We start from the raw sequence: 13,371 nt of genomic DNA, 5'->3' as shown, positions 1-13,371 counted from the left end.
GAGCGTGCTATCATTGATAACACGCTCGTTTTTTATTGAATGATTCTGATTTTAGGCCATTTTCAAAGCTTCAAAACGTTTTTGTAATAAGGCAAATCCTCCAAATAACACTCCCGAAAAGAATAAATCACCTAAGATTTGGTTTTTCAAAAATGGCAAACCTGCGGTGTAGGAAGCAATTATTCCACTAAGATTATGAGGATAAGTTCCTAAACTTTGGTCAGCAATCGCTGATTCCGGATATAAAAATGCAAAGTTCGTAATCAGAAAGAAAATCAATGAGCTGATTAATGATGCCGAGATCACACGTGCAGGATTTACATTTTTCAGTAAAACCATTCCTACAACCGATACTAAAGCAAAAGCTGCATAAACAATGTACATTCCCGAGTGAAAACCCCAACCAGTGGTTATTTCGAGGATTGTATCGCTCAATAACATGGCACCCATTGGTACAGCAATTGCTTGCCAACGATTGGTAAAATACGCACCACCAAACAACGCAATAGCTGCAATTGGTGTAAAATTAAATGGATGTGGAATAAATCTGGCCATTGCTGCCAAAATTACGATTGCCACTAATGTTGAAAAACGTGTAATATTCATTTTATAATACTTAATGTTAAATGCTTAATGATGATTGATTAAAAAGTTGGTAGAATGAAATTTAATGCAAAAATACAACTCATTAATCATTCATCATTAATAATTCATCATTATTTTAAGACCCAAGTATCTTTACTACCACCACCTTGTGAAGAATTTACTACCAAAGACCCTTTTTTCAAGGCTACACGAGTAAGTCCACCTGGGGTTACGTGAATGCCATCGCCGTAAAGGATATATGGACGTAAGTCAACGTGGCGACCTTCGAGGCCATCTTCAACTAAACAAGGGCTGCGAGAAAGCGAGATTGTTGGTTGGGCAATGTAATTTCTTGGGTTTGCTTGTATCAAGCCTCTAAATTTCTCATGTTCTTCTTTACTGGCTTTCGGGCCAATCAACATTCCGTAGCCACCTGCTTCGTTGGCTTCTTTTACTACCAGTTTTTCGATATTTTCGAGTACATATTTCATCGAATCTGGTTCGCCACACAAATAAGTTTCTACATTCGGAATGATGGCTTCTTCTCCTAAATAATATTTTATGATTCGTGGTACGTAAGCATAAACAACTTTATCGTCAGCTACGCCCGTACCTGGGGCATTGGCTAAACCAATATTTCCTTTTTTATAGACATCAAATAAACCCGGAATACCAATCAATGAATGCGGGTTAAAGGTTTTTGGGTCTAAGAATGTATCATCTATTCTTCTATACAACACATCTACAGTTTTGAAACCTTTTGTTGTTCGCATTTTCAGATAGTCGCCAACTACTACCAAATCTCGGTAATCGACTAATTCAACGCCCATTTGCTGAGCCAAGTATGAATGCTCAAAATAAGCAGAGTTATAAATTCCGGGTGTAAGTACTGCCACGGTAGGGTCGGGGCGACCGGAAATATAGCTTAAAACTTCAAGAAGTTTAGCTGGATATTCAGAAATCGAACGAACGTTAGTCTGAGATAGTACATCAGGGAAAGTTTGCTTCGATAACTCACGATTTTCGAGCATGTATGATACACCCGACGGGCAGCGGAGGTTATCTTCAAGAACCGTAAAAACGCCGTTGTTATCTCTGATAAGGTCAGTTCCTGTGATATGAATCCAAACGCCTTTTGGGGGAGTGAGCCCTTTGCACTCGGGCAAGAAACCTTTACTCGATTCGATGATCTCACGGGGAATTATTCCATCACGAATAATTTTCTGCTCATTATAAATATCTTGTAAAAACAAATTTAGAGCAGTAATTCGCTGTACTAAGCCTTTTTCAAGATTGTCCCATTCTTGAGAATCTATTATTCGAGGGACGATATCAATTGGGATAATTCGCTCCGTTCCGCCATCTTCAGAATAAACATTAAATGTGATACCTGCCGAGACCATCGAACGTTCTGCCGCTTTTTGTTTATTCTTCAAATTTTCGAAAGCAAGACTTTCAATCGTGCTTTTAAGATGCTGATTTCCCGTACGAGGGTTCGATTCGGGTGTAATCATTTCATCGAAGAAATTATCGGTTTTGTAGTTACTAAAATTGTAATTCATACGTTTTCTTTGGTCTTTGAGTAATTGAAATCCTAAAATAGGATTAATATGTTTAAAAACAAAAGCTATTGATTATAATTATTTACTTTTGTAGACCGTTTAAATTAAATCATGGAGCCTAACCAATAACTGTCCTTTTCCGCCGAAAATGAGAATCTTTGTTTGTATTTTTTTTCTGACTTCTCCAATATATGCTCAACAATGGCTTGGAATTTCGACAAGTAATTATGCAGGCACTTACGGATTGTCGTCGAATCCTGCCAATGTTGCCGATTCTCGATACAAGTTTTTTTTGAATGTGGGCGGAGCAAACGTTGATTTTATTAATAATTATGCCGCATGGGCCGCTCCATATTCGTTTATTGGATTAGTGACTAATACAGTTCCGGATCAGTACCGAGCACCTAATGGCTTACCAGGTTTCAGAAAAACATTCATCAAAGAAGCCCAAAATAAGCCTAATTCGGCGGCGTTTGGTGCGGTTGATGTCAAAGGACCATCATTAATTTACACATTCGAAAAAGCCCAATTTGCTATTGGGCTGACTTCAAGATTTAGGACACTTATAAACCTAAATAATACTACCGCCGAGGTGGCTCGTGTAATGGTGAATGGTACATTCATGCCTAGTTTATACGGAGTCTCTCAAGATGATAATCATTTTTCTTTAAATCTCAATGGTTTTACAGAAATGGGCTTGACACTCGGGGCTGTGATTCGGGAACAAGACCAAGATTTTTTTAAAGTTGGTTTAACGGTTAAAAGACTCAATGGAGTTATGAATATTCATTATCTAGCGTCTGATGTAGATTTTAGAATAGATGAAGTTGCAGGCAGGCCTCTACGGCAAAATTTATTATTCAAAAATGTTGTTGGTACCTACGGCACAACTAATAGTGAGGCATTTCAAATGTTAAGTTTTAGTCCTGAATGGCTATTTGGCAATCTACCAGCAGGAATTGGCTACGGCTTTGATATTGGTGCTGTGTATGAATTTCGTCCAGAATTTGATAAATACGATGTGAAAATCAATGGAAAATGGCGAATGGATGGCACAAAAAATAAATATCTTTATAAAATAAGTGTGGCATTGGTTGATATCGGGGCAATAAATTATAGTAATCCAGATTATGTAAAAGTAACCCAAATAGCTGAGTCAAATGTTTTGATTCCTCCCGGAACTTTTAATAAAATAGATTCTCCCAATCGTCTTTATAATCAAATGAACACTGCTTTTGGTTTGAGCGACACTGATTATCAATCTTCATTTAAAACTTCTTTGCCGTTGGCTTTATCTACAAACTTTGACTATAAGTTTTCAGAAAAAATTTATCTGAATACCACATGGATTCAGAGTTTAACAAACACCAAAGGACTAGGAATGACCCAACCTTCAATGATTGCATTTATTCCTCGATTTGAATCCAAAATTTATGAATTGGCAATGCCAATTGCCTTACAGAATGGCTACCGTAATCTGACTATTGGATTAAGTGGGAGAGTAGGCCCATTATTTATAGGAACCGAGAACTTAGGTGGAGTTTTAAATTTTGGTAATCCACGCGGTATCAGTGCTTATTTCGGCCTTTTTTTGCCCATCTACCGCAGACTACCTGCTAGCCCCAATGGTTGTTATGTTGAGCAACTACCAAGTCTTCGTGATAATCTGAGAAATTTTTTTAATAAAAGAAACCAAAAGAGAAGGTGGAATAAGATTCGATAATTTGGTAACTTTTTAATCAAATTTTAATCTTAATTTTATAACACACTATACTCTGCCATTCAATTTTACGACTGAAAAATGTAAGTTAGATTAAATTAAAAAAATATGGCAGCGATTAAAGTCCTATTGGTTGAAGATGAATTACGTTTGGCAGAATACGTAAAAAAAGGTTTAGAAGAAAGTGGTTTTTTCGTCGATGTGGCCTATGATGGGCAAATCGGTAGAAGTTTGGCACTATCTAACACCTATGACCTCATGGTTTTTGATGTCAATCTACCCAAAATTAGTGGAATTGAACTCACCAAAAGGCTTCGTGCCGAACATATCAAAACTCCCATAATGATTTTAACTGCTATGGGAACTACACAAGATAAATTGTTGGGTTTTGATTCGGGAGCGGATGATTATTTAGTGAAACCTTTCGATTTCTTAGAACTTATCGCTCGCCTCAATGCTCTCTACCGCCGTTCGAGAGAAGGAAACGAACTCAAGCGTAATCTTCAAGTTGCCGATTTAGAATTAGACCTAAATGAAAAAAATGCCCGCCGAGGTGGACAATTAATTCCACTAACATCTAAAGAATTTATGTTGTTGGAGTTTTTCATGCGAAACAGCGGTAAGGTAGTTTCGAGAATCGAAATTGCTGAAAAAGTTTGGAACTTAAATTTCGATACAGGTACCAATACGATTGATGTTTATGTGAATTTTTTGCGTAAAAAAATCGACCAAAACTTCTCAGCAAAACTCATTCATACGGTAGTTGGTAGAGGCTATATGATGAAAGGTTAGTGTTTGTTAACTTACTCATAATAAAATAATTAAGTAGTCCACGGTCAATAGTCGACAAGTCCACAGAAAGTTAATGGGCTTATAAACAGCCTCTTAGCTATTTATAGAATTGTCGATTATATCAATCTTATTACTTAACTCATTAGTTGACGTGTTTTTTTGTACAAAAACGAACTCAATTAATGAGTTTTTTTCTTTTAATCTTTTTTTAATATTCCTTTAAAATCGACTTGATATTCAAAGACCAATTTTACCGCATCAAAATTAAAGAATGCGATGAAAAAATTGATTTTTGTTTTACTCCTTTTGAGTTTCAAAGTATCGGCACAAAACGATACACTCAAGATTTCGCTCAATCAAGCCGAAAATGCTTTTTTACAAGAAAACCTACAATTAATTGCTGCAAAACTGGGTATTTCTGAGGGTCGAGCATACGAAATTCAGGCGGGTTTGCGTGTAAATCCGAACCTTTATTTTGAACACATGCCATATAACTCACAAAGCCGAGAATTGGGTGGTTTGAGAAAGAGCAATGCCGAACAGATTGTTCAATTTCAATATTTATTGCAAGTCGCTCAAAAACGCCAAAAGGCAGTTTCGTTGGCACAGGCCAATACCGAACAAGCCGAAAATAGTTTTCGAGAATTAGTTCGTAATCTTCAATATCAACTTCGTTCGTCTTTTTATGATTTATATTTTACCAATCAGGCATTGGCTATGTATGAGCAGGAAATGTCTTCGCTGCAACAAACCCTCAGTGCTTATCAGGAGCAGTACAATAAAGGCAATGTGCCGCTCAAAGATTTAGCAAGATTAAAGGCGTATTTGGTTACTTTAAATACCGAAAAACAAACGCTCATCCAACAGAGATTTGATGACGAAAGAGATTTGGGCTTTCTGATTGGAGCGAAAAACAACTATCTGATTCAACCAATCATAGAAGGACAAATTAATAATGCCGATATTAATAAGTTCACCATCAGTGATTTATGGAATATTGCCTCCGAAAATCGCTATGATTTGAAAAGTACACTTACCCAACAAAAAATCGAAGAACGTAATTTATCATTACAGATGGCTAATCGTAAGCCTGACCTAACGTTTCAGATGACATACGACCGAAATGGTGGTTACGTACAGAATTATGTTGGGGTAGGTGTGAGTATGAATCTACCACTTTTCAATAAAAATCAAGGAAACATTCAAGCAGCACAGATAAGAATTCAAGAAGCCGAAAATATACAAAATTCGTATCAGTTGAAGGTCGAGAAAGAAGTACAAAATGCTTATCATAAAGCACATCAGGCCGATGAAGTTGCCAAAACGATTGACGGTAAATTTAGCGAAGACTTCTCGAAACTCATCGGTGGAGTGCTTGATAATTACCGCAAACAAAACATCACAGTTGTCGAATTTATCGACTTTTTCGATTCTTACAAGCAAACCATTCTTCAGTATAATCAACTCCAAAATGATAGAGTTTCGGCTTTTGAGAACCTCAATTATGTAGTTGGTAAAACAATTTTAAACTAAAAATTTCTTCAAGTTAGAAAAGATAAAACCTAAATAAAATCATGAAAAATTCATTGAAAACATTGTCTATTAGCCTATTGATGGTGTCGATTTTTTCGACAGCCATGACGGGTTGCGGAGAGAGTCAAGCTAAACAAGAACCAAACGAAGCCGACAAACCGCTAAGTTTAGATGCCGAAACTTACAAAAATCTCAAAACCGAGCCTGCTGAAATGAAAACTGTTAATCAAGTTTTGAATCTTACAGGAAAAATAACCTTCGACCAAGATGGTGTAGTTAAAGTTTTTCCTTTGGTTGGCGGACACATCGAGGATGTAAAAGTTGAACTGGGCGATTACGTGACCAAAGGCCAGGTGTTGGCAGTAATTCGTAGTGGCGATTTAGCCGATTTAGAGCAACAAGCCATTGCGGCCAAAAGTGGTTTATCAGTAGCTCAGAAAAACCTTCAAGTATCAGAAGACATGACTAAATCGGGATTGTCGTCGCAAAAAGAATTATTGGCTGCTAAAGAAGGTGTAGAAACTGCCAAAGCTGAAGTAAACCGAGTGGCCGAAAGAAAGAGTATTTTGGGTGGAAAAGGAATGTTATATATCATGAAAGCTCCTACCAATGGTTTTATTGTAGAAAAAACTGCCGCAGCAGGAATGGAGCTGAGAGGCGATGACCCCGAAAATTTATTTACAATCAGTAATCTCGACCAAGTTTGGGTGATGGCCAATGTTTATGAGTCTGATATCGCCAACGTACATTTAGGTCAAGAAGCCAAGATAACAACTATCTCATTTCCAGATAAAATCTATACTGGCAAAGTTGATAAAATCTTTAATACGCTCGACCCAATGAACAAGACTGAGAAAGTAAGAATCCAACTTACAAACAAAGATTTTCAGTTAAAACCCGAGATGTTTACTAATATTTTGGTCGAATATGGCGGAACCGAGCAACGATTGGCTGTACCGAGTAAGGCAGTAGTATTTGATAATAATCAAAACTATGTTGTGGTGAAAGAAAACGACCAACTGGCCATAAAACCAATAACAGTCTATAAAACCGTGGGCGATAAAACATTTATAAGCAGTGGTTTGGCCGTAAATACTCCTGTTATTATCGAAAATCAACTTACACTATTTCAGGCCTTGAATCAGTGAACAGACCATTTATATTTTATTCACAAAAGCCTCGAAAGGGGCTTTTGCCTTTTAATACCTTTTTAATCTTCCCTTAAAACTCCTTTCAGATACCCACGACACCTTTGTACTATCAAAATAAATAAGGAGCGTCATGAATAAGTTTATCAAAGGGATTCTCTCATTTTCCCTCAAAAACAAATACTTTATCTTCTTTGCCACACTTTTGGCAGTAATTGGCGGTTGGATTGCCTATCAAAATACACCGATTGAAGCATTTCCCGATGTAACCAATACCCAGATAACGATTATTACACAATGGCCAGGCCGAAGTGCCGAAGAGGTCGAGAAATTCGTGTCGATTCCTATCGAAATTGGCTTAAATCCTGTTCAGAAAAAAACTGATATTCGCTCAACGACCGTTTTTGGTTTGTCGGTCGTAAAAGTAATGTTTGAAGACGGAGTTGATGATGCTTTTGCTCGTCAGCAAATCAATAATCTTATCGGAAGCGTTAGCCTCCCCGAAGGTGTTGACCCTGATATTCAACCACCTTATGGCCCAACTGGCGAGATTTTCAGATATACACTCGAAAGCAAAGACCGCAGTGTAAAAGAACTTAAAACCCTACAAGATTGGGTAGTTGAGCGTCAGTTAAAAGGTGTAGCAGGTGTAGCCGATGTAGTGAGTTTTGGCGGTGAAGTAAAAACTTACGAGATTAGTGCCAACCCGCATTTATTGGCTGATTATGATGTTACTCCGCTCCAACTTTATCAAGCAGTTGCCAACTCAAATGTCAATGTTGGTGGAGATGTAATCGAGAAAAACTCTGAGGCCTATGTAGTCAGAGGCATTGGTTTGCTCAAAGGCGTAAGCGACATAGAAAAAATTATCATCAAAAGTGCTAATGGAGTACCTATTACGGTTAAAAATGTAGCTACCGTAACCGAATCGGCCTTACCACGACTCGGACAAGCGGGTAGAGATGCCCAAAACGATGTGCTTGAATGTATCGTTGTCATGAGAAAAGGTGAAAACCCAAGCCAAGTGATTGAGAATGTTAAGGCAAAAATCGAAGAACTAAACACCTCAATTTTGCCGAAAGATGTAAAACTCAATACGTTTTATAACCGTGAAACCCTCATCAATTTTGCTACGCACACCGTTACCCACAATTTGCTCGAAGGTATCTTGTTTGTAACCTGTATCGTGTTTCTGTTCATGGCCGATTGGCGTACAACCGTTACGGTTTCAATCGTTATTCCCTTAGCATTGTTGTTTTCATTTATTTGTCTTCGTCTGAAAGGAATGTCGGCCAATTTGCTCTCAATGGGAGCGATTGACTTTGGAATCATTGTCGATGGGGCGGTTGTAATGGTCGAAGGAATCTTTGTGGTTTTAGATAATCTTTCTCACCAAATTGGCATGGAAAGATATAACAAGCTTTCAAAACTCGGTATCATTCGCAAAACTGGTACCGAAATGGGAAAAGCCATTTTCTTTTCAAAACTCATTATCATTACTTGTTTGATTCCAATCTTCTCGTTTCAAAAAGTAGAAGGCAAAATGTTTTCACCATTGGCCTGGACGCTCGGTTTTGCCTTGCTCGGTGCCTTGATTTTTACACTCACACTTGTGCCTGTTTTGGCCAGTATTTTACTGAAAAAGAATGTTCGTGAAAAACATAATCCTTTCGTTTTGTTCATCGAAAAATGGGTAATGAAAGCTTTCAATTTTGTGTTTTTGCACAAACGCAAAACCCTTCTCGTGACGGCCATTATTGTAGCGGTTGGCTTGTTTAACTTTAAGTTTTTAGGCTCAGAGTTTTTACCCGAACTCAACGAAGGCTCAATCTATGTGCGTGCCAGTATGCCAATGAATATAGCCCTCAACGAGTCGGTAAGATATACCAACGAAATGCGTCAGGTTTTCAGAAGTTTTCCCGAAGTAAAAGGTGTGATTTCGCAAACTGGCCGACCAAACGATGGAACAGACCCTACTGGATTTTATAATATTGAATTTTTGGTAGATATTTTCCCGAAAGAAGACTGGAAAAGAGATATTTCAAAAGAACAACTCATTGCTCAGATGCAAGAACGCTTGAAGAAATTTACGGGTGTAAACTTCAACTTCTCGCAACCAATCATGGATAACGTAGAAGAAGCTGTTTCGGGCGTGAAAGGTAGTATTGCCGTGAAAATCTATGGTCAAGACCTTGTATTGATGGAGAAAAAAGCCAAAGAAGTATATAATCAGTTGGCAACCGTGCGTGGTATCGAAGACTTGGGCGTGATTAAAAACATAGGCCAGCCTGAACTCAGAATTGAACTTGACGAAGATAAATTGGCACTTTATGGCATTCAAAAAGGTGATGCTCAGGCCGTTATCGAGATGGCGATTGGTGGAAAAGCTGCAACTCAGATTTATGAAGGCGAACGAAAATTTGATTTGAGAATCAGGTTCCAACAAGAATATCGCAAATCTGATTCTGAAATTGGCGATTTATTGATTCCGACGATGAATAACACACAAATTCCGTTGAAAGAAATTGCCAAAATCTATTATAATACTGGACCAATTTTGGTTTTCCGTGAAGCTAACCAGCGTTTCAATGCCGTAAAATTCTCAGTTCGTGGACGTGACATGGGAAGTGCCATCGCAGAGGCTCAACAAAAAGTAAATGCTCACGTAAAGTTACCAAATGGCTATTCGATGAAATGGGCGGGCGATTTTGAGAATCAACAACGTGCCACTAACCGCCTCGTTCAAGTAGTGCCAGTTAGCTTATTGCTCATTTTCTTGATATTGTTTGTATTGTTTGGCAATATCAAAGATGCTGGAATTGTGCTTGTCAATGTACCGTTTGCAATCATTGGCGGAATCGCTTCTTTGCTCATTTCGGGTACAAACTTTAGTATTTCGGCAGGTATTGGGTTCATTGCATTGTTTGGTATTTGTATTCAAAATGGCGTAATCCTGATTTCGGTTTTCAAGAAGAACCTACATAATCGAATGAGCTTGAGCGAGTCTATCACAAAAGGTGTGGTTTCCAGAATTCGCCCAGTAATCATGACCGCCATGATGGCTGCCATTGGTCTGATTCCAGCGGCTATTTCAAAGGGAATTGGTTCAGAAACCTCAAAACCACTCGCTATTGTCGTAATTGGAGGTTTGATAACCGCCACCGTTTTGACCTTGCTGGCATTCCCGATAATATTCTATGTATTTTATCGAGAAAAATTAACTGAGAACTAATACCGAATGGGTTGAGCTTGCTCGACCCATTTGTTTGATAGCTGTCGCAAGTTTATTTACTTTGTATCCTATAACTGCGAATTGAAGGCATTGTTGCCCGATTTGCTTCACAAAGCATTCCAATGAAAATTGTTGATAAACAAACCATCCGAATCCCGACAATTTTGAGTATTGCTCTCATTTTATTTTCGGCCAATATTTATCTTTTTTATAGCAATTTCCGAGAAAACGAGTTTTATCTCTATCTCCGAAACAACGCTATTACGTTAGAAAAAATGATTATTGATAAAGGACTGAGCGGTGAAGACGTCAGGACTTTGGATGATATGAAAGAAAATATTTATACCCAAGAGCAATTTGTCATTTATGACTCGACTGGCACTGTTATTTTCAAATCAAGATATGCCGTTACGCACCTAACCGATAAGCTTAGAAAAGAGGTTTTCAAACACGAAGTCGAATTTAAGAAAGACGGCTATGAGCGAACCCTGTTTTTAAGCCGCAATAATAAATACAAACAGCTATTAATCATAGAAGCAGCAGGCTACGATTTATCGGGGTTCAATAAACAACGCAACTTGCTTTATATTCTTATTATCGGCTCAGCTTTATTGATAAGTATCATTACGCTTACTACCAGGTATTACATCAGAAAAGATTTAAAACCGATTGGCCAAATTGCTAAACGGATGAAAAAGATTTCGAGTAAAAACCTGCAATCACGTATTCCTGAATCTAATTTGGATAACGAAATTGGTCAAATGGCACATACTTTCAATGATTTGCTCGACCGCCTTGATTATGCTTATACCCAGCAACGCAATTTTGTCTCTTACGTAACGCACGAACTTCGCACACCATTGTCGATTTTGCTCGGAAATGCCCAAGTTACGCTCATGAAAGAGCGTAGCGTTGAAGAATACAAGCAGACCGTTGAGAACTTTCAACTCGATATCAATAATATGATAAGCTTAGTAAATAGCTTGCTTGAGTTGGCTCGTATGAATGCCGATGCTCAATCGGTGCCGTTTACTGAAGTGAGGGTTGATGAAGTACTTTGGGCTGCTTCGGATTTAGTCAAGAAGAATCAACCAGAATATCATATTAATATCGAATTCGACCAAATTCCTGATAATGACGAGTCGATGATTGTCAGTGGAAACGCCGAGTTGCTGGTGTTAGTTTTCAGAAATCTAATGGAAAATGCTTGTAAATACAGTAATAATAAGCGAGTTGAAACAAAGATTTCGTATGATAGTAGCAAAGTGAAAATTGATTTTATTGACCAAGGTGTGGGAATGACTAAGCAAGAAACCGAACATATTTTTGAGGCATTCTACCGAAACGAAAAAACAAAAGAAATTTCGGGGCATGGCATAGGTTTACCGCTTACCCAACGTATTGTGGAGATTCACGCAGGAAAAATCTCGGTTCAGTCAGAAGAAGGAGTGGGGTCTATATTTACGGTTGAGTTTCCTATCAAAAATATTTATTGAGTTTTAACTGAGTTTTAATTTTCGTTTGAAATACCATTAAGTACCACCAATTACTTTTGAATCACAAAGCCAAACAGTGGTTTGGATGAGTCAATTCTTAAATTTTTAAAGGTATGAAAAAGAATATTTTGTTGGCCGCAATGGTAGCCATTTTCGCCACAAGTGCATTTGCACAAACTACTCCAGAAACTTCTAAAAAAATTGCAAGACTCGGAAAGAAAGAAGACCGCATTACGGAGCGTCAAGCTGCCGATGAAGTTAGAAAGGAGCATAAAGCCGCCAAGAAAGAGGAGAAAGCAATGCATCGTGCAGCAGCGAAGGAAGTAAAAAAAGAAGCTAAACAAAGCAAATAAAAGATTATTTGTAATGTAACTTTGTTACTCACGCACAAAACTTGTGAGCAAGGTATCAAGCATACCTTGCTTCATTTATTTTAGAACTTTTATGAAAATATTGATTGTAGAAGATGAACTCCGTTTGGCCGAGTTTATCAAACGTGGACTTGAAGAACACACACACTTAGTAGAAATAGCTAAAGATGGCGAAATGGGTCTCAAAATGGCTTTTGATAACGATTATGACGTAATCATTATGGATGTGAACATGCCAAAAATGAATGGTTATGACGTGACTCAAACTATCAGAAGCGAAAAGCAAAATACGCCAATTTTGATGCTAACCGCCATGGGTACGCTCGATGATAAAGCCTTAGGTTTTGATGCCGGCATTGATGATTTCTTGGTGAAACCATTTCAGTTTCAAGAACTTCTGATGCGGTTGAACGCCTTGCATCGCCGTAGTGCAATGGTGCAGCACCAAGTAAAGCGAAACATGATGAAAGTTGCTGATTTAGAACTCGAGCTAACGGCTCGCACCGTTGTGAGAGCAGGCAAAGATATTTTACTTACTGCTAAAGAATACGCTCTACTCGAATACTTGATGATTAACCACAATCGAGTGGTTTCGAGAGTAGATATTGCCGAAAAAATATGGGATACCGACCTCGACCCAGCCAGCAATACAATTGACACATACATCAATTTTCTTCGTAAAAAAGTTGATAAAGATTTCTCTCCAAAACTTATTCATACTATCGTCGGGATGGGGTATATCTTAAAAGAATGACTGGTTTTAAATTGCTGATATCCAGTTGTTTAAGTAGTCTACAGTCAATAGTCGACAAGTCCACAGAAAGTTAATGGGCTTATAAACAGCCTCTTAGCTATTTATAGAATTGTCGATTATATGAATCTTATTACTTATATTTCGTTTTCTGCTCGTTTTTATTTTTAATCACTCTTTA

The 13,371-nt window shown here is 37.9% G+C and carries 10 protein-coding genes; 8 read left to right on the top strand and 2 right to left on the bottom strand.

Annotated features, from left to right (window positions below; translation table 11 throughout):
* Positions 1-51 precede the first annotated feature (51 nt).
* Both ACOVO2_RS13905 and ACOVO2_RS13900 read right to left on the bottom strand, forming a co-directional pair.
* Positions 52-606, bottom strand: coding sequence for a DUF6580 family putative transport protein (locus ACOVO2_RS13905; protein ID WP_421770561.1), 555 nt, complete (start codon positions 604-606; stop codon positions 52-54).
* Between the two features lie 110 nt (positions 607-716).
* The gene (locus tag ACOVO2_RS13900) at positions 717-2,147 is read right to left on the bottom strand and encodes a circularly permuted type 2 ATP-grasp protein (protein WP_421770560.1); all 1,431 of its coding nucleotides are present in this window, start codon (positions 2,145-2,147) and stop codon (positions 717-719) included.
* A gap of 148 nt (positions 2,148-2,295) precedes the next feature.
* On the opposite strand from ACOVO2_RS13900, the gene ACOVO2_RS13895 reads away from it, so the two are divergent.
* The 8 genes from ACOVO2_RS13895 to ACOVO2_RS13860 all read left to right on the top strand — a co-directional run bounded on the left by ACOVO2_RS13895 (position 2,296) and on the right by ACOVO2_RS13860 (position 13,193).
* Positions 2,296-3,870, top strand: a complete 1,575-nt coding sequence (locus ACOVO2_RS13895) for a DUF5723 family protein (protein ID WP_421770559.1) — start codon at positions 2,296-2,298, stop codon at positions 3,868-3,870.
* Positions 3,871-3,975: 105 nt separating this feature from the next.
* Complete coding sequence (locus ACOVO2_RS13890) at positions 3,976-4,659, top strand: response regulator transcription factor (RefSeq protein ID WP_421770558.1); 684 nt, start codon at positions 3,976-3,978, stop codon at positions 4,657-4,659.
* 276 nt (positions 4,660-4,935) lie between these two features.
* Entirely contained in the window at positions 4,936-6,192 is a 1,257-nt protein-coding gene (locus tag ACOVO2_RS13885) for a TolC family protein (RefSeq protein WP_421770557.1), read from the top strand.
* A gap of 41 nt (positions 6,193-6,233) precedes the next feature.
* Positions 6,234-7,340, top strand: coding sequence for an efflux RND transporter periplasmic adaptor subunit (locus ACOVO2_RS13880; RefSeq protein WP_421770556.1), 1,107 nt, complete (start codon positions 6,234-6,236; stop codon positions 7,338-7,340).
* 133 nt (positions 7,341-7,473) lie between these two features.
* Entirely contained in the window at positions 7,474-10,572 is a 3,099-nt protein-coding gene (locus ACOVO2_RS13875) for an efflux RND transporter permease subunit (protein WP_421770555.1), read from the top strand.
* 122 nt (positions 10,573-10,694) lie between these two features.
* Positions 10,695-12,068 carry an ATP-binding protein gene (locus tag ACOVO2_RS13870; RefSeq protein WP_421770554.1) on the top strand — a complete coding sequence of 458 codons (1,374 nt, stop codon included), beginning with the start codon at positions 10,695-10,697 and terminating at the stop codon, positions 12,066-12,068.
* Positions 12,069-12,181: 113 nt separating this feature from the next.
* Positions 12,182-12,421 (top strand): hypothetical protein, encoded by a 240-nt coding sequence (locus tag ACOVO2_RS13865; protein WP_421770553.1) that lies wholly within the window; start codon positions 12,182-12,184, stop codon positions 12,419-12,421.
* A 91-nt stretch (positions 12,422-12,512) separates the two neighbouring features.
* Entirely contained in the window at positions 12,513-13,193 is a 681-nt protein-coding gene (locus tag ACOVO2_RS13860) for a response regulator transcription factor (protein ID WP_421770552.1), read from the top strand.
* Positions 13,194-13,371 lie beyond the last annotated feature (178 nt).

Origin of the sequence: Emticicia sp. (assembly GCF_049241225.1) — a bacterium.
Classification (GTDB): domain Bacteria; phylum Bacteroidota; class Bacteroidia; order Cytophagales; family Spirosomataceae; genus Emticicia.
This window is presented reverse-complemented; position numbering and strand designations above follow the sequence as displayed.